The 25,236-nt window shown below is 68.0% G+C and carries 19 protein-coding genes and 1 pseudogene; 8 read left to right on the top strand and 12 right to left on the bottom strand.

Translation table 11 applies throughout. The features are described 5' to 3' along the window. Positions 1-173: 173 nt before the first annotated feature. A complete protein-coding gene (locus tag ACYQ8K_RS13000) occupies positions 174-1,970 on the top strand; it encodes an NRAMP family divalent metal transporter (protein WP_459969487.1) in 1,797 nt (598 codons plus the stop codon). Here ACYQ8K_RS13000 and ACYQ8K_RS12995 read toward each other — a convergent pair. Next, positions 1,962-2,906: an NADP-dependent oxidoreductase gene (locus tag ACYQ8K_RS12995; RefSeq protein ID WP_459969486.1), complete on the bottom strand. Its 945-nt coding sequence runs from the start codon at positions 2,904-2,906 to the stop codon at positions 1,962-1,964. The genes ACYQ8K_RS13000 and ACYQ8K_RS12995 overlap by 9 nt on opposite strands. A 181-nt stretch (positions 2,907-3,087) precedes the next feature. On the opposite strand from ACYQ8K_RS12995, the gene ACYQ8K_RS12990 reads away from it, so the two are divergent. Next, a complete protein-coding gene (locus ACYQ8K_RS12990; protein WP_459969485.1) occupies positions 3,088-3,699 on the top strand; it encodes a hypothetical protein in 612 nt (203 codons plus the stop codon). A 12-nt stretch (positions 3,700-3,711) separates the two neighbouring features. On the opposite strand, the gene car is transcribed toward ACYQ8K_RS12990, so the two are convergent. Together car and ACYQ8K_RS12980 are read right to left on the bottom strand one after the other, a co-directional pair. Then, positions 3,712-7,293, bottom strand: coding sequence for a carboxylic acid reductase (gene car / locus ACYQ8K_RS12985; protein WP_459969483.1), 3,582 nt, complete (start codon positions 7,291-7,293; stop codon positions 3,712-3,714). Positions 7,294-7,423: 130 nt separating this feature from the next. Continuing rightward, positions 7,424-8,179, bottom strand: coding sequence for a L,D-transpeptidase (locus ACYQ8K_RS12980; RefSeq protein WP_459969482.1), 756 nt, complete (start codon positions 8,177-8,179; stop codon positions 7,424-7,426). A gap of 387 nt (positions 8,180-8,566) precedes the next feature. Here ACYQ8K_RS12980 and ACYQ8K_RS12975 point away from each other — a divergent pair, with 387 nt between their 5' ends. Next, complete coding sequence (locus tag ACYQ8K_RS12975; protein ID WP_459969481.1) at positions 8,567-9,499, top strand: LysR family transcriptional regulator; 933 nt, start codon at positions 8,567-8,569, stop codon at positions 9,497-9,499. Here the strand turns inward: ACYQ8K_RS12975 and oxc are convergent. Further along, entirely contained in the window at positions 9,483-11,234 is a 1,752-nt protein-coding gene (gene oxc, locus ACYQ8K_RS12970) for an oxalyl-CoA decarboxylase (RefSeq protein WP_459969479.1), read from the bottom strand. The genes ACYQ8K_RS12975 and oxc overlap by 17 nt on opposite strands. Positions 11,235-11,474: 240 nt before the next feature. Here oxc and ACYQ8K_RS12965 point away from each other — a divergent pair, with 240 nt between their 5' ends. Beyond that, positions 11,475-13,094, top strand: a complete 1,620-nt coding sequence (locus ACYQ8K_RS12965; RefSeq protein ID WP_459969478.1) for a FadD7 family fatty acid--CoA ligase — start codon at positions 11,475-11,477, stop codon at positions 13,092-13,094. Between the two features lie 11 nt (positions 13,095-13,105). Here ACYQ8K_RS12965 and ACYQ8K_RS12960 read toward each other — a convergent pair whose 3' ends face one another. After that, positions 13,106-15,274 (bottom strand): elongation factor G-like protein EF-G2, encoded by a 2,169-nt coding sequence (locus ACYQ8K_RS12960; protein ID WP_459969476.1) that lies wholly within the window; start codon positions 15,272-15,274, stop codon positions 13,106-13,108. Between the two features lie 143 nt (positions 15,275-15,417). Continuing rightward, positions 15,418-15,834, bottom strand: coding sequence for a TIGR03668 family PPOX class F420-dependent oxidoreductase (locus ACYQ8K_RS12955; protein ID WP_459969474.1), 417 nt, complete (start codon positions 15,832-15,834; stop codon positions 15,418-15,420). 173 nt (positions 15,835-16,007) lie between these two features. On the opposite strand from ACYQ8K_RS12955, the gene ACYQ8K_RS12950 reads away from it, so the two are divergent. The 4 genes from ACYQ8K_RS12950 to ACYQ8K_RS12935 all read left to right on the top strand — a co-directional run bounded on the left by ACYQ8K_RS12950 (position 16,008) and on the right by ACYQ8K_RS12935 (position 21,122). Beyond that, positions 16,008-17,090, top strand: coding sequence for a S1C family serine protease (locus ACYQ8K_RS12950; protein WP_459969472.1), 1,083 nt, complete (start codon positions 16,008-16,010; stop codon positions 17,088-17,090). A gap of 121 nt (positions 17,091-17,211) precedes the next feature. Then, positions 17,212-18,984, top strand: coding sequence for a maltose alpha-D-glucosyltransferase (gene treS / locus ACYQ8K_RS12945; protein WP_459969470.1), 1,773 nt, complete (start codon positions 17,212-17,214; stop codon positions 18,982-18,984). Between the two features lie 55 nt (positions 18,985-19,039). Then, positions 19,040-20,389, top strand: a complete 1,350-nt coding sequence (locus tag ACYQ8K_RS12940; RefSeq protein WP_459969469.1) for a maltokinase N-terminal cap-like domain-containing protein — start codon at positions 19,040-19,042, stop codon at positions 20,387-20,389. A 46-nt stretch (positions 20,390-20,435) separates the two neighbouring features. Next, a complete protein-coding gene (locus ACYQ8K_RS12935) occupies positions 20,436-21,122 on the top strand; it encodes a YoaK family protein (protein WP_459969467.1) in 687 nt (228 codons plus the stop codon). A 57-nt stretch (positions 21,123-21,179) separates the two neighbouring features. On the opposite strand, the gene ag85C is transcribed toward ACYQ8K_RS12935, so the two are convergent. The 6 genes and pseudogenes from ag85C to ACYQ8K_RS12905 form a co-directional block, all read right to left on the bottom strand. Continuing rightward, positions 21,180-22,205 (bottom strand): diacylglycerol acyltransferase/mycolyltransferase Ag85C, encoded by a 1,026-nt coding sequence (gene ag85C, locus ACYQ8K_RS12930; RefSeq protein WP_459969465.1) that lies wholly within the window; start codon positions 22,203-22,205, stop codon positions 21,180-21,182. A 234-nt stretch (positions 22,206-22,439) separates the two neighbouring features. Continuing rightward, a complete protein-coding gene (locus ACYQ8K_RS12925) occupies positions 22,440-23,258 on the bottom strand; it encodes an ABC transporter permease (protein ID WP_459969463.1) in 819 nt (272 codons plus the stop codon). Continuing rightward, the gene (locus ACYQ8K_RS12920; protein ID WP_459969461.1) at positions 23,248-24,087 is read right to left on the bottom strand and encodes an ATP-binding cassette domain-containing protein; all 840 of its coding nucleotides are present in this window, start codon (positions 24,085-24,087) and stop codon (positions 23,248-23,250) included. The genes ACYQ8K_RS12925 and ACYQ8K_RS12920 overlap by 11 nt, the downstream gene beginning before the upstream one ends. Next, a complete protein-coding gene (locus ACYQ8K_RS12915) occupies positions 24,084-24,536 on the bottom strand; it encodes a MarR family winged helix-turn-helix transcriptional regulator (RefSeq protein WP_459969459.1) in 453 nt (150 codons plus the stop codon). The genes ACYQ8K_RS12920 and ACYQ8K_RS12915 overlap by 4 nt, the downstream gene beginning before the upstream one ends. A gap of 55 nt (positions 24,537-24,591) precedes the next feature. Then, positions 24,592-25,068, bottom strand: coding sequence for a metallophosphoesterase family protein (locus ACYQ8K_RS12910; protein WP_459969457.1), 477 nt, complete (start codon positions 25,066-25,068; stop codon positions 24,592-24,594). 41 nt (positions 25,069-25,109) lie between these two features. Further along, a pseudogene (locus ACYQ8K_RS12905) lies at positions 25,110-25,202 on the bottom strand (MMPL family transporter); the annotation flags it as partial. Positions 25,203-25,236: the final 34 nt, after the last annotated feature.

Genomic DNA, 25,236 nt, shown 5'->3' with positions numbered 1-25,236 from the left:
TTGGGCCCCCGGGGGGGGGGGGGCCGGGGCCGGGGGTGCGCCCCCCAACCCCCCCCCACCCACGGGGGCGCCGTGGGGCGCCACCGCCCCCCCGGCCCCCGCGGGCGCATTGAGTGCCGCAACCACGACTGCCGCACCGCGAGGTGAGAACCGTTCGAGATAGCGAGGATTCGATGACTTCCATCGACACCGGCGGCGGCCGCCGCGACCCGGGGTTGGCCGCAGCGGAAGACGCGCGCCGCGAGGCGCAAAGCCCGACGGTGCTGGATTCCGCGCACGTCGGCGACATCGTCGGCGCGTTCGGGCGCATCCGGCGCGACGGGGACGGTGGCTACGGGGCGTTCAGTGGACGCTGGCGTCGGCTGCGCACCCTGGCCGTCATCACCGGTCCCGGGCTGATCGTCATGGTGGGCGACAACGACGCCGGCGGCGTCGCGACCTACGCGCAGGCCGGCCAGAACTACGGCATGGGCCTGTTGTGGACGCTGGCACTGCTGATTCCGGTGCTGTACGTCAACCAGGAGATGGTGCTGCGGCTCGGTGCCGTGGCTCGGGTTGGGCATGCGCGCTTGATATTCGAGCGGTTCGGCAGGTTCTGGGGCGCCTTCAGCGTCGGTGATCTGTTGGTCTTGAACGCCTTGACTATCGTGACCGAATTCATCGGCGTCTCACTGGCTCTCGGATTCCTGGGCTGCCCGAGGATTGTCGCCGTCCCGGCCGCGGCCGTGCTGCTGTTCGCGGTGGTGGCCGGCGGGTCGTTCCGCCGCTGGGAGCGGCTGATGTTCCTGCTGATCGCGGTGAACGTGCTGATCTTCCCGATGGTGTGGCTGGTGCATCCGACCCCGAAAGCGACGGCGGCGGGCCTGATCCCGCAGTTCCCGGGTGGGCTCAACTCGACGGTGCTGCTGCTGGTGGTCGCGATCGTGGGCACCACGGTCGCGCCGTGGCAGCTGTTCTTCCAGCAGTCCAACGTGGTGGACAAGCGCATCACCGCCCGCTGGATCCCGTACGGCCGAGCGGATTTGGCCATCGGAATCGTCGTGGTCATGGTGGGCGCGACGGCGTTGATGGCCGTGGCGGCATTCGGATTGACCGGCACCGCCGCCGCGGGCCACTTCACCGACGCGGGTGCGGTCGCCTCGGGATTGTCGAAGCACCAAGGCGGCACGCTGGGCGTGCTGTTCGCGATCATCCTGCTGGACGCGTCGCTGATCGGCGCCAACGCCGTCGGCTTGGCGACCACCTATGCGGTCGGCGATGCCATGGGCAAGCGGCACTCGTTGCATTGGAAGATCAGCGAGGCCCCGCTGTTCTACGGGGGCTACGCGATACTGCTCGGGGCCTCGGCGGCGGTCTCGTTCAGCCCCGATCACATCCTGGGCCTGGTGACGCAGGGCGTCCAGGCGCTCGCCGGGGTCCTGCTTCCGTCAGCCACCGTCTTTCTGGTGCTGTTGTGCAACGACCGGGCGGTGCTGGGCCCGTGGGTGAACACGGTGCGGCAGAACATCATTGCGTGGACCATCGTGTGGTGTCTGGTGCTGCTGTCGCTGGCGTTGACGGCCGCGACCTTCTTCCCGGACCTGTCCACCGCCACGCTCGAGAAGGGGCTGGCCGGGGGAGCGGTGCTGGGCATCGTCGGCGGCGCGGTGATGATCATCGCCGGCCGGCGGCACCGCAATTTGACCGACGCCGAAGCCATCGTGCGCACGCTCGGCGGCGGCCTGGATCCGGAGGAGGTCGACGAACTCGACGAGGCTTCGTCGCTGACGCGTGCCGAGCGCCGGGCCGTACGACGCCAGGACCGGGCCGCCTGGCAGGCCCCCAACCTCGCGCTGCTGGACCGGCCGGCGATGTCGCCGATGCGCCGGGCGGGGCTGTTCACCTTGCGGGGCTACCTGGCGGTGGCCGTCGCCTTCGTCATCATCAAAATCGTGCAGGCCGGTGTGGTCGGACCGGCCGCCTCACTGTGAGTTAGTGGGCAGCAGAACGATTTTCCCGTGGGTGTGCCGCTGCTCCAGCTCGGCATAGGCGTCGGCTACCCGGTCCAGCGGGTAGGTCGCTGCGACGTCAAAGTCGATGGCGCCGGAAACGATCAGGTCGGCCATCTCGGCGAGCACCTCGGGCGTCGAGGCCTCCATGCTGCCCTCGGTTTTGGCGCCCACTTCGCCCGCCTTCTGGAAGGAGATGATGGTGTCGATCCGCTCGGGCGCCACACCGAGATCGACGGCGAGCTGGACGTAGTCCGGACCGAACAGGTCGATGAACGCGTCGATGCCGTCCGGCGCTGCCTCGCGCAGCCGCTCGGCCAGCCCGTCGCCGTAGGCGATCGGTATGACGCCGTGCGCGCGCAGCCAGTCGGCGTTGCCGGGCCCGGCGATGCCGAGCACCCGCGCCTCGCGCAGCACCAAAAGCTGCACGACCAGGCTGCCCACCCCGCCCGCGGCGGCCGACACCGCGATCGTCTCACCCGGTTGGGGCGCCACCGCGCGGACCGCGGCGTAGGCGGTCGCCCCGACCACGTACAGCGAACCCGCTGCCGCCCAACCGAGTTCGGCAGGTTTGCGGATCAGCTGGTTCACCGGCACCGCGGTGTGGGTGGCATGGCTGGACCGGCGCATGCTGAAACCCAGGACTTCGTCGCCGACGGAAAACTCGGTGACCCCGGGCCCCACGGCGGTGACGACGCCAGCCAGGTCGCTGCCCTGTCCGGAGGGGAAGGTGGCCGGGAACATCTCGTGCATCGCGCCGGCCCGGATGCCGGCCTCGCCGGGATTTATCCCGGCGGCTCGAACCTCCACGACGACCTCGCCCGGCCCGGGCGAGGGCATCTCGATATCGGCGACGTACAACACCTCGCGTCCCCCATAACGGTCGAACCGTACCCCGCGCGCCGCTGCAGCCGTCATGCCGATCTCCTTCCGCGTGAGGATGCTCCTACCCACGCCAGCATAGGCACCCGAAGTGCTACCCACCGGGCGCCGAGTGGGCATATGTTCGTAACGAAGCCTGGTTCACAACAGCATTTCGCCGGCGGCGTCGGAAGCCGCGGTGAAAGCCGGATACCGATGACACGTGGAAGGAACATGCGTGGAAGTTGATCGGATCGGCATCGCCGGCCGGATCCTTGCGCTCGTCGTGGTCGGCGCCGCGAGCTCCGGATGTGGCAGCGCCAACAAGGCCGCGCCCCCGCCGGCGTCGAGCACCGCCGCTACGACCGGTTCGAGCGTGGTCACCGGCCCGCCCTCGGGCCAACCGTCGGATTACGGCTTCCTGCTGATCAAACCGAACGACGTGGGCGGCGGTCTCACCGCGCCGCAGTCGCCCATGCTCAACCCCAACAACGCGCCGGGGGTCGCCCAGCTGTTCGCCAACGCCGACAGCAGCCGCCGGCTGTGGGACACCATCACGGTCGCCGCGGATCCGGCGGCGGCCGCGGCCGAATTGGCTTCCACCCAAGGCGGTTACAACGGCAAGGTGACCGGGAGCTGGCAACCGCTTGCCGTCGGTGCCCACGGGGTGACGATCTCGGGCGCCTCGCCGGACAACTCCCAGGCGATGACCGTCTTGGTCTTCACCGAGGGCAAGGCGCTGATCAGCCTGGAATTCGACAGTGCGCCGACCGACCCGATCGACCCGGGCGTCGCCCTCGACGTCGCCCGCAAGCAGGATGCTGCGGTCAAGGCCGGCCTGCCCGGCTAGCCCCGGTTGCGGCTACACCAGGCCAAGCAAACGCAGATCAGCGACGTACTTGTCGATCAACGCCGCCGACAGATGCGGAATGTCGTCGTCCGCACCGATTTTCGCGGCCCGGACGGCGCTGCGGAACACGTCGGTGGGGGCCGGGGCACCGCGTAGCGGCGTCTCCGGTTTCCGGTAGGCGTCCAGCAACGGCAGCAGCGAATGCTGCCGTTGCTTGTCGGGCAACGCTCGAAGGGCGGTCGTGAACCGGCCCAGCCACTCGTCGTAGTCGTCGATGCGCCGGATGTCGTGACCGGCGGCGATCAACCAGTCGACGAACACATCCAGCGAGACGCCGTCGTCGTGCGGGTTCATCACGTCGAAGGACCTGTAAGTGCCGGATTCCTCGGCGGCCGTGGCGATCTGTTCACCGAGCGTGGTCACCGCCTCGGCCACGAAGTCGGCGGGCAGGCCGTCGTAATGGGCGACCGCCCGGTTTCCGTGCGGATCGGTCTGGTAGAAGGAGGCCGGTGCGATACCGGTGGTCAACAAGCTGAATACCAAGCGGGTGAACGCATCTGGAACATTGAGCTGGCCGGCATACCGGCTGTGCGCCAGGATCATGTCGGACCGGAACACAGCGACCGGCAAGCCACACAGGTCGTGCGCCTCGCGCAGCAGCACCTCGCCGGCCCACTTGCTGTTCGCGTACCCGTTGGCATAGCTGTCATCGACCGGCCGCAACGCGCTGACGGTACGGATGTCGCCGTCCTCGGCGAACGCGGCCGGATCGACCGACAGGGCCACCGCGACGGTCGACATGTACGTGACGGGCTTGATCCGGGTCGTGATCGCCAGGCGAATCAACTCGGCGGTGCCCACCACGTTCGGGCCGAACAGTTGATCGTAGGGCAACACGTGGTTGACCAGAGCGGCCGGATGCACGATCAGATCCACGGTCTGCGCGAGGCGCTCCCAGGTGCCTTGCCCCAGGCCGAGATTCGGCTCACCGATATCGCCGACGATGACCTCGAGGTGATCCGCGGCCAGCGCGCGGAATCGCTCCAGCAACCCCGGATCGCCGCTGTCGAAGACGGCCTCCAGTCGTTTGGCGGCGGCCGCGACATCCGCGGCGCGGATGATGGAGATGAGTTTTCCGCCGGTCTCGGCGAGCCGTTCGAGCCACTCCAGGATCAGGAAGCGGCCGAGGTAGCCGTTGGCGCCGGTGAGCAGGACGGTGTGCGGCGTGCCCGTCGCGCGCGGCAGCGCCGGCGCCTCGGCCAGGGTGGTCGCGTCGATGAACTTGTCTAAGGTGAGGTCGGCGGCGCGGACCTGCGTCGCGCCTCGCCCGTGCACGGTCGCGAAGCTCGGCCGCCGCGAGCCCGATTGGCGTTCGGATTCAACGTATTCCGCGAGCTGAGCGAGGTCGGTCGCCGGGCCGGTGATGATCCCGACCGGCACCTCGACGTCGAAGATGTCACGCAGCAGATTGGAAAACGTCAATGCCGACAGGGAGTCGCCGCCGAGGTCGATGAACAGCGCGTCCGGCGACGGTGGCCCGCCGGCCAGGCCGAGCAGCGCCTCGGCGGCGCGGCTGAGGGTGAAGATCACCGGGTGCTCGGCCGCGCCTTCACGCAGGGCGCGCAGTTCGGTCGCCCGATTTTCGGCCAGCTCCCCGTACAGCTGTTCGAGCCGGGCGCCATAGCGCTCTTTGAGCTTGGGCCGCAGCAGCTTTCCCACCCCGGAGAGCAGACCGCTGTCCTCACTGAACGGCTCCGTCTCGACCACGAAGTCGACGGGCACCTCGTAGGACTGCAACTCGCCGAGTCTGGCCGACTGGCGCAGGGATTCGCCCAGGGCGGCCTTCAGGCCGTCGGCGTCGCCGGCGAACCTCTCCGCGGCGTCGTCGGTCGGGACGACAACGGCCAACAGGTAGGGCCGCTCGCTGTTGCCGTAGACGAAGATCTGGCGCACCAGGGACGCGGTGGAGAACAGCGCTTCCAGGCGCGCCACGGCAACGAACTCGCCCTGGGCCAACTTCAGCACGTTGTTGCGCCGGTCGACGTAGGCGAGCCGGCCCGGCTCCAGCTCGGCCATCACGTCACCGGTGCGGTAGTAGCCCTCGGGATCGAAGGCTTTGGCGGTGACATCGGGCCGTTTAAAATATCCGGGCGTGGCGGTCAGCGACTTCACCAGTAACTCGCCTCGCGGATAAGGCTTGTCGGTGAGGAAGTAGCCCAGCTCGGGAACATCGATCAGCTTGTAGTCCAACACCGGCGGCTGGGTGATCCGGCCGTCCTTGGTCACCATGCCGACCTCGGTCAGCCCATATCCATCGAGAACGTGGACGTCCAAACAGGTTTCGATGAAAGCGCGCATCTCGGACGCCAGCGGCGCGGTGCCGCAGAAGGCGGTCACGATGCGTCCACCGAGGACCTGCTCGCGCAGCTCCACCCGCGCCTGCGCCTGTGCCGCGGCAGTGTCAACGCCCGCAACCTCGAATCGATCGACCGCGCTCTGGTAGCGCTGGTACAGCATCTCCGCCACCCGTGGCACCAGCCCCATTTCGGTGGGGCGCACCAGGTTCCAGTCGTCGAATAGGGTGGACAGGTCGCTCTCCGGGACGAAGTAACTGGTGCCGCCCGCCTGGAACGCCGTCGACAACGGTATCCGGCCGCCCAGGTGATTGAGCGGCATGAAATTCACGTTGATCACCGGGGTGTCGGGGAAGTCGGGCATCAGCTCGTTGGTCCACAGCCTGCACAGCATCCGCTCGGTGTACATGGCGCCCTTGGGCAACCCGGTGCTGCCCGAGGTGTACATGATCATGGCCAGCCGCTCGTCGGTGTCACCGGTGAACGTCGGCTCCGGAGGTAGGGTCCGGCCGCGTTCGATCGCACCATCGAGGGTCTCGATGGTGACGGCGATGCCGGCATTCGCCAGCTTCGCCTGCGCACGATCGACGGCCGCGCGCTGTTCGTCGACCTCGGGCCGGTAATCGAAGACCACGACCCGGCGCAACGACGGGCTACCCAGTGCCGCCTCGACGGCGAGGTCGAGATAGCCGACACCGGCGGCCAACGTGGCGGGCTCGACCTCCTCGATGATCGGCCTCAGCCGCGAGGCCGTCGTGTTGTGCTGCAGCGGCACGGTCACCAGCCCGAGGTAGGCACAGACCAAATCGATGGTGAGGTATTCGGCGCTCGCGAAACCGACGGTGGCGACAACGTCGCCGGGCGCAACGGGATTGGTGGCGTCGTGTCGCCATGCGCCGGCGATGGCGCGGACGTTGGCCCACAGCTCGCGGTAGGTCATGGTGTCGAATCGGGGCAGCAGTTGTGGGTCGGTTCGGCCGGTGGCGGGATCGGTGGTCAACGAGCGGGCCCGCCAGCCCAGGGCGGGCCGGTCGGCGTAGCCCTCGGCGAAGATTTCCAGGATCTGCGGCAGCCGCAGGCCGGGTTCACGCGCCGCGACCTGCACAGCGGCGTCGGGCTTGGTGGTGCGGAACTCCTCGTCGCGGGCATCCAGGTCGCGGATGCGGTCGGCTACGCGTTGGCGCGCCGCGCTGATCGGGCCTGTGGAGCTAACTTTCGCGCGCGTCGCGTCATCGGTCATTGCCCGCCTCTCGTTCAGAGCGTTCGTCTACCTGAACGAACCCCCGCGGGTGACGCTTCCGTTCAATGGCTGTGACGGTCGTCACACGGCGGCGGATGTCGGAGGGCCGCCGCGGATACGTCGTCGGCGCTCAGGCCACGACCTGAATGGGGTCGCCCACGTTCACCTCGTTGAAGTACCAGGCGGCGTTGTCGGGGCTGAGGTTGATGCAGCCATGGCTGACGTTGGCGTTGCCCTGGGAATCGACCGACCATGGGGCGGAATGCACGTAGACACCGCTCCAGGTGACGCGGACGGCGTACTGGGCGGTGATCTTGTATCCCTCGGGGGAGCTGAGCGGGATGCCGATGGTTCGCGAGTCCATCACCACGGTGCGCTGCTTTTCCAGCGCGGTGAAGCTGCCGATCGGGGTGGGCCGGCTCGGCTTGCCCATCGACGCCGGCATGCTGCGCAGCACCTCACCATTTCTGCTGACGGTGAAGGTGTGCTTGGAGATGCTGGCGACCCCGAGTAGCGCATCGCCGGTGTCGAAGCCCGTCGACAAGGCCTGCACGCCGACCGACACATGGCTGTGGGCCGGCCAATACTGGTTGGGCACCCACTGCACGACGGTGTTGTGAAGCCACTCGAAGTGTCCCGTGGTGCCGCTGGGCGACGTGACGTGGATCGACCGTTCGGCGGCGGCCCGGTCGGCCACCGGAGCGGTGAACGTGACCACCACCGGGTGGGCCACGCCCACTACCGCGCCGTCAGCGGGCAAAATCGAGGCGACCGCGGGGCTGGGTTGCGGCAACGGCATGGCGGCGGTGCTGCGGCCGACCGGCGCCACCAGGCCCGCAGCCGTGATCGCGACCATAACAAATAGATAACGAACACCCCGACGCATAGCGTCCACCCTTCGAGATGGTGCGATCAACACACCGATATTCTACTGGTTACCCACTCGTCACCGGTTTCAGCAAACAATGACAGGTCGGCCTGGCCGCCACGGTCACGATCCGATCACCGATTGGGTTCAACCTCGCGGGGGCGGCGAAATGGGTAACACCCTGCGGGTCGCCCATTGCTTGACTCGGGGCCACAATTCGCGTGAAACCGGCAGAGATACCGGGGTTTTCGCGGCCGGACCCGCGCGGTCCAGCTGATCGACCGAATTGATTGGAATAACCGCAGAAGTCGTGGGCCAAACGTTCGGGCTGGCCCGCCCGCCGGCGACGGGTTAGCCTCAGCGGGACCGGTGCCCCAGCGCCGAGCCCGAACCCGAGGAGTGCGGGTGCTCTTCCGCCAACTGGAGTATTTCGTCGCCGTCGCGTCCGAGCGGCACTTCGCCCGAGCGGCCGAGAAATGCTTTGTCTCCCAGCCGGCCCTGTCGGCCGCGATCGCCAAGCTGGAGCGAGAACTCAACGTCACGCTGATCAATCGCGGGCACAGCTTCGAGGGCCTCACGCCGGAAGGCGAGCGGTTGGTGGTGTGGGCCAGGCGGATTCTCGCCGAGCACGACGCGTTCAAGTCCGAAGTGGACGCCGTGCGCTCGGGCATCACCGGAACCCTGCGGCTGGGCACCGTTCCCACCGCGTCCACGACCGCGTCACTGGTGCTCTCGTCGTTTTGTTCGGCGCACCCGTTGGTGAAGGTGCACATCCTGTCCCGGCTCGCGGCCACCGAACTGTACCGGCGCCTGCGCGAGTTCGAGATCGATGCCGCCATCGTGCATGCGGCGCCCGACGAGGCCCACGAGGTGAACCTGGTTCCGCTGTATCAGGAGCGCTACGTCTTGTTGGCTCCCGCGGACATGGTGGGATCCGCCGTGGCGACGATGACCTGGGCCGAGGCCGCGCAGCTGCCGCTGGCGTTGCTCACACCGGACATGCGTGATCGGCAGATCATCGACAAAGCGTTCGCCGACCAGTCGATCGCAATCAGACCCCAGGTCGAAACCGATTCCGTCGCATCGTTATTCGCGCAGGCATCGGCGGGTAACTGGGCATCGATCGTGCCGCACACGTGGCTGTGGACGTCGCCGCTGGGGCCCGACATCCGGGCGGTGGAAATGGTCGATCCGGTGCTCAAAGCCGATGTCGCCCTGGCCACCAACTCCAGCGGGCCCGGATCGCCGATCGCCCGGGCGCTGGCTACGTCCGCCGGACAGCTTTCGCTGAACGCGTTTTTCGACGCGCAGCTGTTGGGCCTTATTCGCCGGCGCTGACCGCGACCGGCGGACGGGTGGCCGCGCTGGCCGGATTCAGGTTGGATAGGTGCCCGCTTTCCACGCCCGCCGCCGGGTCGAGTTCGCAGTCGATGAGCGACGGCGCCCCGGAGCCGATCGCCTCTGTCAGCGCCGTGCGCAGCTCCGATGGCGTGGTGACGTGATATCCCTTGCCGCCGAACGCCTCCGCGAGCAGCTCGTGGCGAGCCCGGGCGCTCAGCACGGTCGGGGCCGGATCGGATCCCGTCGCCGCCGCGCCGGTTGTCGCCTCGTCGCCGCGGTAGACGCCGCCGTTGTTGAGGATGACAACGGTCACCGGCAGGCGGTAGCGGCAGATGGTCTCGATCTCCATTCCGCTGAAGCCGAAGGCGCTGTCACCCTCGATCGCGACCACCGGCTTGCCGGTCTCGACAGCGGCGCCGATGGCATAGCCCATGCCGATGCCCATCACGCCCCAGGTGCCGGTGTCCAGCCGGTGCCGCGGCAGCTCCATGTCGATGACATTGCGGGCGAGATCCAGCGCGTTGGCCCCTTCGTTGACGAGATACACGTCGCGGTTGTCTTGTAGCACAGAGCGAATCGCGCCGAGCGCGTTGTAGAACCGCATGGGGTGGGGATCCTCGGCCAGGCGCTCGCTCATCTTGGCGTCGTTGCGCGCGGTGCGTTCGGCCAGTTCGCCGATCCACTCCGGCGGCGCGGTGATCGGACGCGCGGCCACACCGTCGCACAGCGCGGACATCACCGAGCCGATGTCGCCGGCCAGCGGCGCGGCGATCTGCTGGTTGCTGTCGAATTCGGACGCGGCGATGTCTACCTGCGCAAATCTGGCTTCCGGGTCCCATTGCGGCGACTCTCCATGGCCCAGAAGCCAATTCAGCCGGGCGCCGACCAGCAGCACCGCGTCGGCGCGCGAGATCGCCAGCGAGCGGGCGGCCCCGGCTGACTGGGGATGTGAATCGGGCAGCAGGCCCTTGGCCATCGACATCGGCAGGAACGGAATCCCGGTGGCCTCGACGAACTTCTGGATCACGTTGTCCGCCTGGGCATACGCGGCGCCCTTGCCGAGCACGATCAACGGCCGCCGCGCTTGGGCCAGCAGGCCGAGCGCGCGGTCGATCGCGTCCGGCGCCGGCAGCTGCCGGGGAGCGGGATCGATCACCCGCCAGACCGTCGCCGCCGCGGCGGCGACGTCCATCGCCTGGCTCAGGACCTCACTTGGGATGTCCAGGTAGACGCCGCCCGGTCGGCCGGAGACCGCGGTGCGAACGGCGCGCGCGACACCGCGCCCGATGTCCTCGATCCGGCCGATCCGGTAGGCCGCCTTGGCGAATGGCTTTGCGGCACTGAGCTGATCGAGGTCCTGGTAATCGCCGCGCTGCAGATCCACCAGCGCCCGGTTGCTGGAGCCGGAAATCTGGATCATCGGAAAGCAATTCGTCGTGGCGTTCGCCAGGGCGGGCAGGGCGTTGAGGAATCCGGGCCCGGAGGTGGTGAGACAGACGCCGGGACGCCGGGTGAGGAATCCGGCGGCGGCCGCGGCGTTGCCGGCCGAGGCCTCCTGCCGAAAGCCGATGTAGCGGATTCCCGACGCCTGCGCGACGCGGGCGAGGTCGGTGATCGGGATGCCGACGATGCCGTAGATCGTCTCGACGTCGTTGGCCTTCAGCGCGTCCACCACGAGGTGAAAGCCGTCGATCAGGCCCGTCGGGTTCGGAGATGCCGAAGCGGTGGACATGGGGCGACTCCTCGAATGCTGTGCGGTACTGCCTTGGCCATCACTGTGACCCCAGCGCACCCCGGGTGTCCAAGACGAGGCCACTATCCAACGATTTACAGCGTCTATCGTTGCAGATCAGCGCGATGCCACCGCGAGTCAATAGTCATCGGTTATCGATCGTGAGCGAATCGATATTGGACGCACCGAAAGGCCGCCCGGCAGGGTGGCATCGGTAGCAGGAGTGAAAGGAGCGCGGCGATGACAACCGACACGATCACCACCGGCGAGGGGTCGACGGGTTCCGCGAGCCCCGGTATCGCCGATCTGGTCGAGGCAGCGGCCCACCGGGCGCCGGAGGCGCGGGCCCTGGTCGTCACCGCCGAGCGCATCCCCGTCAGCTACCGCGAGGTGATCCGGTTGGTCGACGATCTGGCCGCCCAGCTGAAGGCCGGTGGCTTGCGCCCGGGCGACCGGGTCGCGCTGCGCGCCGGCAGCAACGCCGAATTCGTCATCGGTCTGCTGGCCGGGTCGCGCGCGGATCTCGTTGTGGTCCCACTGGATCCGGCCCTACCCGTCGCCGAGCAACGCGCCCGCAGCGCGGCGGTGGGCGCCCGGGCGGTGCTCGTCGACCAGGCCGCGGGCGTGGAGAGCGCCGCGCCGGATGGCTTGCCGTGGTGGCCGATCGCGGTGACCGTCTCCTCCGATGGCGGTGCCGCGGCGGTCAGCCTGGATGTCACCGCGGCGCCCGCGCGCGACGTGTCCACGCCGGAGGGGCTGCGCGACGAGGACGCCATGATCATGTTCACCGGCGGCACCACCGGTGTGCCCAAGATGGTGCCCTGGACGCGGCACAACGTCGCCCGCTCGGTGGCGGCCATCATCGCCGGCTACGGGCTGGGCCCGCGGGACGCGACGGTGGCGGTGATGCCGCTCTACCACGGGCACGGGCTGCTGGCCGCGCTGCTGGGCACCCTGGTGTCCGGGGGAGCGGTGCTGCTGCCCGCGCGCGGAAAGTTCTCGGCGCACACGTTCTGGGACGACATCGAGGCCGTCGGGGCCACCTGGTACACCGCCGTCCCGACGATCCACCAGATCTTGCTGGAGCGCGCCCGGACCGAGCAGCCGGGCGGGACGCACGCCCTGCGGTTCATCCGCAGCTGTAGCGCGCCGCTGACCGCCGAGACCGCGCAGGCACTGCACGACACGTTCTCGGCGCCGGTGGTGTGCGCATTCGGGATGACCGAGTCGACCCACCAGGTGGCGACGACCGCCATCGGCGGCGCGGGCAGCAGCGAAAACCCCGGTGCCACACCGGGTCTCGTCGGCCGCTCGTCAGGTCCGGAGATCCGGATCGTCGGGCCCGACGGCCAGGCGCTGTCCGCGGAGACCGTCGGCGAGGTGTGGCTGCACGGACCGACGGTGGTGCGCGGCTACCTCGGCGATCCGTCCATCACCGCGGCCAACTTCACCGACGGGTGGCTGCACACGGGCGACCTGGGCACCCTGTCGCCGGCCGGCGACCTCGTGATCCGCGGGCGCATCAAGGAACTCATCAACCGGGGCGGGGAGAAGATCTCGCCGGAGCGCGTCGAGGGCATCCTGGCCACCCACCCCGACGTGCTCGAGGTGGGCGTGTTCGGCATGCCGGACGAGCTGTACGGCGAGACCGTGGCCGCGGTCGTGGTCGCGCGGGGATCGGCCGCGCCCACGGCCGAGGAGCTGACGGCGTTTTGCCGTGACCGGCTGGCGCCCTTCGAGGTGCCGGCGGCGTTCCAGCTCGCCGACGAGCTGCCGCACACCGCGAAGGGGTCGCTGGACCGCCGCGCGGTGGCCGAGCGGTTCGGCCCTAGCGGGTCGCCGCCATCGGGCACGGCCTGAACGACGGGGTTCTAGACGGTCGCGTTCAGCCGGGCGGCCGCGGATTCCGGCATGGGTTCGTACCGGGCGAACGAGCGGGTGAACGAGGCGGCGCCGTGCGCCAGGGACCGCAGGTCGATCGCGTAGCGGGTCAACTCCACCTGCGGCACCTCGGCCTTGACCACGGTGCGCTCGTTGCCCGCGGTGTCGGAGCCGAGCACCCGGCCGCGCCGGCTGGACAGGTCACCCATCACCGCACCGACGAAATCGTCGGGCACCAAAACCGAGATCTCGTCGATGGGCTCGAGCAGTGCCACCTTGGTCGCCGCGGCGGCCTCGCGCAGCGCCAGCGAGCCCGCCATCTGGAATGCGAAGTCCGACGAGTCGACGCTGTGCGCCTTACCGTCGAGCAGGGTGACGCGGATGTCGACCACCGGATAGCCCGCATGCACGCCCTTCTCCATCTGCGCCCGCACACCCTTCTCCACGCTCGGAATGAACTGCCGCGGCACCGCTCCGCCGACCACCTTGTCGACGAATTCGAACCCGGAGCCCTCCGGCAGCGGCTCCACCTCGATGTCGCACACCGCGTACTGGCCATGCCCGCCCGACTGCTTGACGTGACGGCCGTGCCCTTTTGCCTTGCCGCCGAACGTTTCTCGCAGCGGAACCCGCAGCTCCACGGTGTCGACGGTGACGCCGTACCGATTGGCCAGCGCGTCGAGCACGACACCGGCGTGCGACTCGCCCATGCACCACAGCACGACCTGGTGCGTTTCGGGATTCTGCTCGATCCGCAGCGTCGGATCCTCGGCGGCCAACCGCCCCAGTCCCACCGACAGCTTGTCCTCGTCGGTCTTGGCGTGCGCCGCAATCGCGACCGGCAGCAGCGGCTCGGGCATGGTCCAGGGCTTCAACACCAGCGGCTCCGACTTGTCCGAGAGTGTGTCACCGGTTTCGGCGCGGCTCAGTTTGCCGATCGCGCAGATGTCTCCCGCCACCACTTCCGCGGCGGGGCGCTGCTGTTTGCCCAGCGGGAAGGACAGCACCCCGATGCGCTCGTCCTCGTCGTGGTCGGGATGCGCGTGGCCGGTGGAGTCGAAGCCGTTGCGCGCCCCGAAGAACGACGCAAAATGGCCCGACACATGAACCGTCGCGTCGGGCCTGATGGTGCCGGAGAACACCCGGACAAGGCTGACCCTGCCCACGTACGGGTCCGACGTCGTCTTCACCACCTCCGCGAGCAACGGCGCGTCCGGTGCACATTTGAGGCTGGCGTGTGGCGCGCCGACCTGTGTGAAGACCTCAGGCAGCGGGTGTTCCATCGGCGACGGAAAGCCGCGTGTGGCGACCTCCAGCAATTCCAGGGTGCCCACGCCGGTGCTGCTGCAGACCGGGATCACCGGAAAGAACGTCCCCCGGGCGACGGCGCGCTCCAGGTCCTGGATCAGCACGGATTCGTCGATGGCCTCGCCGCCGAGATAGCGCTCCATCAGCGACTCGTCCTCGGACTCCTCGATGATTCCCTCGATCAGGGCGCCGCGCGCCTCCTCGATCTGCCCGGCGTCGGAGGGATTCGGTGGCACTACGGTGCGAGTGCCGTCGCTGTACTCGTAACGGGTCTGCGACAGCAGTCCGATCAGGCCGTGGCAGGACGGCAGGTCGGTGGGCAGATACAGCGGTAACACCTTGTCGCCGAACGCATTCTGAGCGGCGGCCAGCGCGTCGGAGTAGTTCGCCCGGGTGTGGTCGAGCTTGGTGATCACCACGGCGCGGGGCATGCCGACCTGGTTGCATTCCTGCCACAGCGATTTGGTCGGCTCGTCGACGCCCTCGTTGGCCGCGATGACGAACAGCGCGCAATCCGCGGCGCGCAGCCCGGCCCGCAACTCGCCGACGAAGTCGGCATATCCGGGGGTGTCGACCAGGTTCACCTTGATGCCGGCGTGCGACAGGGACGCCACGGCCACGCCCACCGATCGTTGTTGGCGGATCTCGGCGTCGTCGTAGTCGCAGACCGTGCTGCCGTCGGCGACCGAGCCGCTCCGGGTCAGCACGCCGGCGGCGACCAACAGCGCTTCTACGAGTGTGGTTTTGCCGCCACCCGACGGACCCACCAGCACGACGTTGCGAATCTGGTCCGGACCGTCGGCGGTGGGAGCGCTCCCCGCTCCTTGGGACGTATTTGTCCTGTCGGCCATGGCTTTCCTCCAGGTTGCCCAGGCGCGCCGTTGCGGACCTGGTTAGCACCTATCTAGCTACCATTCACCCAACTTCGGTCGACCACAAGACCGTCGGGCCAGATCAGGTACCCGGGGCCAGGCCGCGGCTGTCGGGGCGCCGCTCAGTAATGCCAGCTGGACCAACGCTGCACCGCGACCTCGATCACCGGGCCGTCCAGCGAAACCGATTGGTATTGAGGGTATTTCGCGCGCAACAGGCGGCGGCCGAGCTCGATGGTGTCCCCGTCGGTGTGGACGGTCGCGAGGCCGTCGGCGCGCACCCACCACAGCTGGGTCCAATCGTCGGCGTAGTGATCGACGAGCAGGCTGACCCGGGGGTTGTCGTCGATGTTGGCCAGGCGGCGCAGCCGCCGCGTCGTTTTCGGTTTCGCGTCGACGGCCGTGTAGACCACGTCTTGCGCGCCGGCGGCGACCGCGAAGACCACCGGCACCAGGTGCGGCACGCCACCGGGCGCGACCGTGGCCAGCCGGGCTACCGGGGAACGGGTGAAGCTGGCCTTGGGGTCGAATTCGCCCACCGGGCCAGCTTAGGACGAGCGGCAAATAGCGACGGGAAGCCGATGAGGCGCGTCAGACCTGGCACATGCCGTGCATAGCTACCTGCATTACGGTTATATACACACAAATGTGCCGCCAGATCCCTGAGGCCGGGACAGTTTGTTCTTTACCGCGAAGCAGGAGGGTGACACCGATGAGCAAATCGCAGCACCGCCCGGTCTTGTGGTCATGGTTGCTCAGCGTGCTGACCGTGGTTGCACTGGGCCTCGGCCTGGGGTCCGGGGTGGGCCTCGCGCCGGCGTCGGCGGCGCCGTCGAATTTCGTGCTCGACCGGTTCACCGACCGTCCCCAAGCGCCGCTCGACCCGTCGGCGATGGTCGGTCAAGTCGGGCCGCAGGTGGTCAACATCGACACCAAATTCGGCTACAACAACGCGGTCGGCGCCGGAACCGGCATCGTGATCGATCCCAACGGCGTCGTCCTGACCAACAACCACGTGATCTCCGGCGCCACCGACATCAGCGCATTCGATGTCGGCAACGGGCAGACCTACGCCGTTGACGTGGTCGGCTACGACCGCACGCAGGACATCGCGGTGCTGCAACTGCGCGGCGCGAGCGGCCTTCCCACCGCCGCGATCGGGGGCGAGGCCACGGTGGGGGAGCCCATCGTCGCGCTCGGCAACGTCAACGGCCAGGGCGGCACGCCCAACGCGGTGACCGGCAAGGTCGTCGCGCTGAACCAGAGCGTCTCGGCGACCGACACGCTGACCGGCGCGCAGGAAAGCCTGGGCGGCCTGATCCAGGCGGACGCCCCGATCAAGCCGGGCGACTCCGGTGGGCCGATGGTGAACAACGCCGGCCAGGTGATCGGCGTGGACACTGCCGCCACCGACAGCTACAAGATGTCGGGCGGGCAGGGCTTCGCCATTCCGATCGGGCGCGCGATGGGAGTTGCCGGACAGATCCGCTCGGGCGCCGGCTCGAACACGGTGCACATCGGTCCCACCGCCTTCCTCGGCCTGGGTGTGATGGACAACAACGGCACCGGCGCGCGCGTGCAACGGGTGGTCAACACCGGTCCCGCCGGCGCCGCCGGGATCGCGCCCGGCGACCTCATCACCGGCGTCGACAATGTCGCGATCACCGGCGCGACATCCATGACCGAGGTGCTCGTCCCGCATCACCCCGGGGACACCATCACGGTGCACTACCGGTCCAACGACGGTGGCGATCGCACCGCCAACATCACCCTGGCGGAGGGACCACCGGCCTGACATCCGCGCCGACAGGACGCTACCGGTGGCGAATTCATTTGCTGGCGGGCGTGTTTCGTCGTAAGCGTGGGGGTGTGATTCCGAAAGTCGCCCCCAGGGTACCCGTGGCATCGTGGATTTGATGAACGACGCAAGAGAAGCTGTCGAGCACCATCCCGAAGGTGGCAGTCACGTCCAAGACGGCGTGGTCGAACACCCTGACGCCGAGGACTTCAACAACGCCGCCGCGTTGCCCACCGACCCCACCTGGTTCAAGCACGCGGTGTTCTACGAGGTCCTGGTCCGGGCGTTCTTCGACGCCAACGCCGACGGTGCCGGTGACCTGCGCGGCCTGCTGGCACAGCTGGACTACCTGCAATGGCTGGGCATCGACTGCATCTGGCTGCCGCCCTTCTACGACTCGCCGCTGCGCGACGGCGGATATGACATCCGGGACTTCTACAAGGTGCTGCCCGAGTTCGGGACGGTCGAGGACTTCGTCGCGCTGCTCAACGCCGCGCACGAGCGGGGCATTCGCGTCATCACCGACCTGGTGATGAACCACACCTCGGACTCGCACCCCTGGTTTCAGGAGTCGCGGCACGACCCCGACGGCCCGTACGGCGATTACTACGTGTGGAGCGACACCGCCGAGAAGTACACCGACGCCCGGATCATCTTCATCGACACCGAGGAGTCGAACTGGACCTTCGACCCGGTGCGCAAGCAGTTCTACTGGCACCGGTTCTTCTCGCACCAGCCCGACCTGAACTACGACAACCCGGCCGTGCAGGAAGCCATGATCGACGTGCTCCGGTTCTGGCTTGAGCTGGGCATCGACGGGTTCCGCCTGGACGCGGTGCCCTACCTGTTCGAGCGCGAGGGCACCAACTGCGAGAACCTGCCCGAGACGCACGCCTTCCTCAAGCGCGTCCGCAAGGTCATCGACGACGAGTTCCCGGGCCGGGTGCTGCTGGCCGAGGCCAACCAGTGGCCCGCCGACGTCGTCGAGTACTTCGGCGACGCCACCACCGGCGGCGACGAATGCCACATGGCGTTCCACTTCCCGCTGATGCCGCGCATCTTCATGGCGGTGCGCCGGGAATCGCGCTTTCCGATCTCGGAGATCCTGGCCCAGACGCCCGAGATCCCGGACATGGCGCAGTGGGGGATCTTCCTTCGCAACCACGATGAGTTGACGCTGGAGATGGTCACCGACGAAGAGCGTGACTACATGTACTCCGAATACGCCAAGGACCCGCGGATGAAGGCGAACGTCGGCATCCGCCGCCGGCTGGCGCCGCTGCTGGACAACGACCGCAACCAGATCGAGCTGTTCACCGCGCTGCTGCTGTCGCTGCCCGGCTCGCCGGTGCTGTATTACGGCGACGAGATCGGCATGGGCGACGTGATCTGGCTGGGTGACCGCGACGGGGTGCGCACGCCGATGCAGTGGACGCCGGACCGCAATGCGGGCTTCTCGAAGGCCAACCCCGGCCGGCTCTACCTGCCGCCCAGCCAGGACTCCGTCTACGGATATCAGGCGGTCAACGTGGAGGCCCAGCGCGACACCTCGACGTCGCTGCTCAACTTCACGCGGACGATGCTGGCCGTGCGGCGCCGTCACGAGGCCTTCGCGATCGGGTCCTTCGAAGAGCTGGGCGGCTCGAACCCGTCGGTGCTGGCCTTCGTGCGGCAGGTGTCCGAGGACGGTGACACCGTGCTCTGCGTCAACAACCTCTCGCGTTTCCCTCAGCCGATCGAGCTGAATCTGCAGCAGTGGAGCGGATGCACGCCGGTCGAGCTGACCGGGCAGGTGGAGTTCCCGCGCATCGGTCACCTGCCCTACCTGCTCACCCTGCCGGGACACGGGTTCTACTGGTTCCAGCTGACCGGATGTGAGGAGGACGCATGACGACGACACAGCCGGCGACGATGCGCAGCGGAGCCGATGATAAGGAGTGGCGCAAATGACTCAGCCGGCCAAGCTGCCCTGGTCTGAGTGGCTTCCACAGCAACGCTGGTACGCCGGACGCAATCGCGAACTGACCGGGGCCGAGGCGAGCGTGGTCGTTCCGCTCGACGACGGCCTCGACCTGGTGCTCGTCGACTGCGACTACGCCGACGGCTCCCGCCACCGATACCAGGTGATCGTGCGGTGGGATGCCGCCCCGGTTTCCGAGTACAGCAGCGTCGCGACCATCGGCGCCGCCGATGACCGGACCGGTTTCGACGCGATGTACGACGCCGACGCGCCGCAGTTTCTGCTCTCGCTCATCGACACGTCGGCCTCGCGCGGTGACGCGTCGGGCATCGAGGTGAAATTCGCCAAGGAGCCGGATGCGGTGCTGCCGCTGCAGGCGATGGCGCACGTATCGGACGCCGAACAGTCCAACACCAGCGTCATCTTCGACCGAGACGCCATCTTCAAGGTCTTCCGTCGGGTCAGCAGCGGGATCAACCCGGACATCGAGCTGAACCGTGTGCTCGGCCGGGCCGGCAACCCGCACGTCGCGCGGCTGCTGGGCACCTACGAGATGACGGGTCCGGACGGCGGCGCCGACGCGGCGTGGCCGTTGGGCATGGTGACCGCGTTCGCCGCGAACGCCGCCGAGGGCTGGGCGATGGCCACCGCCAGCGTCCGTGACCTGTTCGCCGAGGGTGACCTGTACGCGTACGAGGTCGGCGGCGACTTCGCCGGTGAGTCCTACCGCCTCGGCGAGGCGGTGGCGTCGGTGCACGCGACCCTGGCCGAAACGCTCGGAACCTCGCAGGCCGCTTTTCCGGTGGACAACGTGCTCGCTCGGCTGTCGGCGACCGTGGCCCTCGTTCCCGAGCTCAGGGAGCACGCGGCAACGATCGAGGAGCGGTTCCAGAAGCTGGTCACCGAGCAGATCACCGTGCAGCGTGTCCACGGCGATCTGCACCTGGGCCAGGTGCTGCGCACGCCGGAGAGTTGGCTGCTGATCGATTTCGAGGGCGAACCGGGGCAGCCGCTCGAGGAGCGACGCGCGCCCGATTCGCCGTTGCGCGACGTGGCCGGCGTGCTGCGGTCGTTCGAGTACGCCGCTTACGGGCCGCTGGTGGACCAGGCGGACGACAAGCAGTTGGCCGCGCGGGCCCGCGAATGGGTCGAGCGCAACCGGACGGCGTTCTGCGACGGCTATGCGGCCGCCTCCGGGATCGACCCGCGCGACTCCGCGCTGCTGCTGGCCGCCTACGAGTTGGACAAGGCCGTTTACGAGGCCGGCTACGAGGCGCGGCACCGGCCGGGTTGGCTACCAATTCCGTTGCGCTCCATCGCTCGTCTCGCGGGCTAGCCTCGCGTCCGCTGCGCGCGCCGCGGCCGTCTGGAAGCATGTGCGTGTGCCGAGTGAGATCTACAACAGCGAGTCGCGGTTGTCGTGGGTGCTTGCGGCGCTCGCGGGCGTGCTGGGGGCCACCGCCTTCACCCACTCCGCCGGCTACTTCGTGACCTTCATGACCGGCAACGCCCAGCGCGCGGTGCTCGGGTATTTCCGCGGCGACGTGCTGCTGTCGGCCACGGCGGGCGTGTTGATCGTCTGCTTCGTCGCGGGCGTGGTGGTTGCGTCGGTCTGCCGGCGGCATTTCTGGGTGGCCCACCCGCACGGCCCGACCGTCCTGACGACATTCAGCCTGGCGGCGGCCACCCTTGTCGACGTCATCGACGAGGGCTGGGAAGAAAATCTGCTCGACTTCGCACCGATCATGTTGGTGGCCTTCGGGATTGGCGCGTTGAACACGTCGTTCGTCAAGGACGGCGAGGTGTCGGTCCCGCTGAGCTACGTGACCGGCACGCTGGTGAAGATGGGCCAGGGGATCGAGCGCCACATCGCCGGCGGATCCGCGGCAGATTGGCTGGGCTATTTCCTGCTGTTCGCCAGCTTCACGGTGGGCGCGACGGCCGGCGGCTTCATCAGCACGCTGGTCAACGGGACGTGGATGCTGGTGGTGGCCACCGTCGTGTGCGCGCTGACCACCGGCTACACGTACTTCCACTCCGATCGCCGGGCTCTGCTCGACGAGGCGTGAAAAGGAGCATCGGCAGTAGCGCTGACCGGTGCGCTACTGCCGATGCTGGTCTTGGCCTCAGGCCGCGGGAGGGTTAGCGGTGGGCGCGCTAGCCGGGGCGGCGTTGACCGTGTTGAGGGTTTGCAGGATGTCGGGCTTCATCGCGACCAACTGCTGGTTCCAGTAGGGCCAGGAGTGCGTCCCGTTGGCCGGGAAGTTGAACACCCCGTTGCGTCCGCCCGCGGCCACGTAGTTGTTCTGGAACTGCTCGTTGGTGCGCAGCGTCATGCCCTCCAGGAATTTCGCCGGCATGTTGTCGCCGCCGAGGTCGCTGGGGGTGCCGTTACCGCAGTAGACCCAGATTCGGGTGTTGTTGGCCACCAGTCGCGGAATCTGGACCATCGGGTCGTTGCGCTTCCACGCCGGGTCGCTGGACGGACCCCACATGCTGTTGGCGTTGTAGCCGCCCGCATCGTTCATCGCCAGCCCGATCAGAGTGGGCCACCACCCCTCGGACGGGTTGAGGAAGCCCGACAGCGCGGCGGCGTACGGGAACTGCTGCGGGTAGTAGGCGGCCAGGATCAGCGCGGAACCGCCCGACATCGACAGGCCCACGGCCGCGTTGCCGGCCGGCGAAACCTGCTTGTTGGACTGCATCCACATCGGCAGTTCCTGGGTCAGGAACGTCTCCCACTTGTAGGTGTAGTTCTGCCCGTTACCCGAGGACGGCTGATACCAGTTGCTGTAGAAGCTCGACTGGCCACCGACCGGCATGATCACCGACAGGCCGGACTGGTAGAACTCCTCGAAGGCGGGGGTGTTGATGTCCCAGCCGTTGTAGTCGTCCTGCGCACGCAGGCCGTCGAGCAGGTACACGGCGTGCGATCCGCCGCCCTGGAACTGGACCTTGATGTTGCGGCCCATCGACGGCGACGGCACCTCGAGGTACTCCACTGGAAGTCCGGGCTTGGAGAAGGCCCCCGCGACAGGCGACCCGCCGGAGGCTACGGCGAGAGCGGACAGCAGGGAGGCCCCCATAGCCGCGATCGCCAGTCGGCGCGGCATGGTAGCCGCTGCGCCACGCAACTTTTCGAAGAACGACATAGCTCTCTACCCATCCCAACTCTCATCTGCCGCATGGTGCGGTCGAATCTGTTCTCGGGGAGTGAAACACAACGGGACGGCCGAATTCGGTTGTCGTGGCCGGGTTGTCAGATCGCGGTTAGCTAACGATTGGGCCTCGCCCGGAAATCGTCACGGTCGGGTCACGATCGGCTCTCGGATCGATGCGATCGTCTTGCGGTGCGCGAGCGGATGCGCTATCGCCGCCCCGATGTATCAGGCGACCAGGCGGCGCAAAAGCGTTGATGCCGTGATGATTCCGAGCACGGCCGCCACCGCAAGCACGACGATGTCCGCGGGGTTGAAGGACGTGCCGATCAGCAGCGCGCGCAGCGCGTTCACCTCGTAGCTCAGTGGATTGACCTTGCTCAGCACGTGCAGCCATGCCGGCATGATGTCGACCGGATACAACGCGTTGGACGCGAAGAACAGCGGCATGGTGATCGCCTGGCCGATGCCCATCAGGCGGTCGCGACTGCGCACCAGGCCGGCCAGCGTCATCGACAGGCACGCGAAGAACGCGGAGCCGAGCATGACGATGGCCATCGCCGCCACGATCCGCAGCGGATTGACCGTCAGGCCGACACCCATCACGTACGCCAGTGCGAGCACCCCGACCACCTGGGCCACCGAACGGACCCCGGCGGCGAACGCCTTCCCGGTGATCAGCGCCGACGCCGGAGCCGGCGTCACCATGAGTTTGGCCAGCACCCCGGCGTCCCGATCCCAAATGATCTGTATCCCATAGAAAATGGAGATGAACAGTGCCGACTGGGCGATGATCCCCGGCGCCAGAAACGCCAGGTATGACACGGACCCGGTGGGGATGACATGGAGGTGGCTGAACGTGGTCCCGAAGATCAACAGCCACAGCGCGGGCTGGACCATCCGGGTGACCAGCTCGGTCCGGTCGTGTTGCAGCTTCTGCAGTTCGACGATCGCGAACGCTCCGATGCGGCTGGACAGCGCGCCTACTCGTTGCCAGCCGCGCGGTGCGCGAATCAGGGTGCCCGCCACGGCGTTATCAACCGACACGGCGCGCCACCTTTCTGCTGGAACGGATTTCGCGGATGGACCCGTTGGCCTCCGATGAATCCTCTTCCTCGTCCAGGCTTGATGCCGCGTAGTGGCGGAACACGTCCTCGAGGGTGGCGTCCGGCGACACCTTGGAAACCCGGGCCTTCAGCTTGTCGGGGGTGCCGACGGCGCGCAGCTGACCGCGGTGCATCAGGGCGACCCGGTCGCACAGCGCGTCGGCCTCCTCCATGTAGTGGGTGGTCAGCAGCACGGTCATGCCGAACTGCGCCTGCATCTTCTGCACCTGAGCCCACACGCCGTCGCGCGCGATGGGATCCAGGCCGACGGTGGGTTCGTCGAGCACCAGCAGCGACGGGCGGTTGACCAGTGCCTGTGCCACCTCGAGGCGGCGCACCATGCCGCCGGAGTAGGACGACGCCAGCCGGTCGGCCACGTCGATGAGATCCATCGCGGCCAGCGCCTGATCGACGCGATCGGCGCGCTCGTTGCGCGGCACCCCGTACAAGCGGGCGAACCACTGCACGTTCTGCCGCCCGGTCAGTGCGGGCTCGATCGAAAGCTGTTGCGGCACATAGCCGATATTGCTTCTGATGTCGGTGGTCTGGCGGCGCGCGTCCATTCCGAAAATGCGCAATTCGCCGTGCTGCACCGGGGTCAGCGTGGTCAGCATCCGGACCATGGTCGTCTTCCCGGCGCCGTTGGGCCCCAGCAGGCCCAGGGTTTCCCCGGGCCGCACCTGCAGCGTCACATCGTCGACGGCGGTGAACTGGCCATAGCGATAGGTCAGGTTGCGGCCGTCGACCGCCATCGGCAGCGATCCGCTCATGATCGCCGCTCCCGCAGTTTTCGGGTCATCGTGTCGAGGACCTCCAATCCCTTTGTCAAAGCCTCGATTTGGCCGTCGTCGAGCTCGTCGATCACCTCGGAGAGCAACGCCCGCCGGGTGGCGCGGGACGCGTCGACGATCTGCTGGGCGGGCTCGGCCAGCCGCAGCTGACACACCCGGCGGTCGGTATCGCCCGCAGTACGCAGCAGCAGGCCGTCGGACACCAGCTTGGTGACCAGGGTCGAGGCGGTGTTGGGCACCAGCCCGAGCTCGGCGGCCGCGGCGCTGACCGAAATCCCCGGCCGGCGCCCGACCAGCCACAACAGCTCCGACTGCGACTCGGAAAGCCGCGACGCATCGAACCCACGGCCGGCCGACCTGCGGAGTTGCCGGCGGAACCTGCCGACCACACCGAACAGCTGGCCTGCCACATCAATGCGCGATTGCATATGCACCATAATACCTCTGTAGCCGAGCTATCTATATGCGCAAGCTGTGTTGCATTTATGTACCCGTTACCTCGCCGTCGTCGACGCGGGCGGTCATGTAGGTGCAGAACGGTTGGCGGCGGCGATCCGTCGGTGACCCGGGATTGAGCAAGCGCAACCCGGTTCCGGTGGTGGTGTCCCACGGGATGTGGCTGTGCCCGAACACCAGCACCTGGCTGTCGGGGTAGAGCCGCGACATCCGCGCGTCGCGTCCGGTTGCCGCGCCGGTCTCGTGTACGACGGTGAAACGCACCCCCGCCAGCGTCGCGTCCGCGCGTTCGGGCAACCGCGCCCGCAAGGCCGGCCCGTCGTTGTTTCCCCAGCAGCCGATCAGTCGGGCCGCCCGGCTTTCCAGCTCATCGAGGAACTCCGGTGCTATCCAGTCGCCGGCGTGCACGACGACGTCGGCCTCGGCCACCTCGTCCCAGACCGGTGCGGGCAGGGCGCGGGCCCGTTTGGGGATGTGGGTATCGGCGATCAGCAGTAACCTCACAGCCCCATCTTGCGCCGGCGGTCGTCACGTCGGCGACGGTGCGTGTCGAACAGCAGGCCGAGGCCAATCGTGCTGCCGGCCTTGCCGATCGAACGCAGGTCGCTGGCGACCATCGACATCATCGTGAAAGCGCGCGTGACGAGGTACCGACCGGTCCGGGCTCGAACT

Source organism: Mycobacterium sp. MUNTM1, from assembly GCF_054660795.1.
This window is presented reverse-complemented; position numbering and strand designations above follow the sequence as displayed.

Coding starts and splice junctions, on each gene's coding strand:
- car (WP_459969483.1), bottom strand. CDS start 7,293: ATGACCGATGACGCGACGCGCGCGAAAGTTAGCTCCACAGGCCCGATC.
- ACYQ8K_RS13000 (WP_459969487.1), top strand. CDS start 174: ATGACTTCCATCGACACCGGCGGCGGCCGCCGCGACCCGGGGTTGGCC.
- ACYQ8K_RS12980 (WP_459969482.1), bottom strand. CDS start 8,179: ATGCGTCGGGGTGTTCGTTATCTATTTGTTATGGTCGCGATCACGGCT.
- ag85C (WP_459969465.1), bottom strand. CDS start 22,205: ATGTCGTTCTTCGAAAAGTTGCGTGGCGCAGCGGCTACCATGCCGCGC.
- ACYQ8K_RS12995 (WP_459969486.1), bottom strand. CDS start 2,906: ATGACGGCTGCAGCGGCGCGCGGGGTACGGTTCGACCGTTATGGGGGA.
- ACYQ8K_RS12960 (WP_459969476.1), bottom strand. CDS start 15,274: ATGGCCGACAGGACAAATACGTCCCAAGGAGCGGGGAGCGCTCCCACC.
- ACYQ8K_RS12940 (WP_459969469.1), top strand. CDS start 19,040: ATGACTCAGCCGGCCAAGCTGCCCTGGTCTGAGTGGCTTCCACAGCAA.
- ACYQ8K_RS12920 (WP_459969461.1), bottom strand. CDS start 24,087: ATGAGCGGATCGCTGCCGATGGCGGTCGACGGCCGCAACCTGACCTAT.
- treS (WP_459969470.1), top strand. CDS start 17,212: ATGAACGACGCAAGAGAAGCTGTCGAGCACCATCCCGAAGGTGGCAGT.
- ACYQ8K_RS12965 (WP_459969478.1), top strand. CDS start 11,475: ATGACAACCGACACGATCACCACCGGCGAGGGGTCGACGGGTTCCGCG.
- oxc (WP_459969479.1), bottom strand. CDS start 11,234: ATGTCCACCGCTTCGGCATCTCCGAACCCGACGGGCCTGATCGACGGC.
- ACYQ8K_RS12915 (WP_459969459.1), bottom strand. CDS start 24,536: ATGCAATCGCGCATTGATGTGGCAGGCCAGCTGTTCGGTGTGGTCGGC.
- ACYQ8K_RS12950 (WP_459969472.1), top strand. CDS start 16,008: ATGAGCAAATCGCAGCACCGCCCGGTCTTGTGGTCATGGTTGCTCAGC.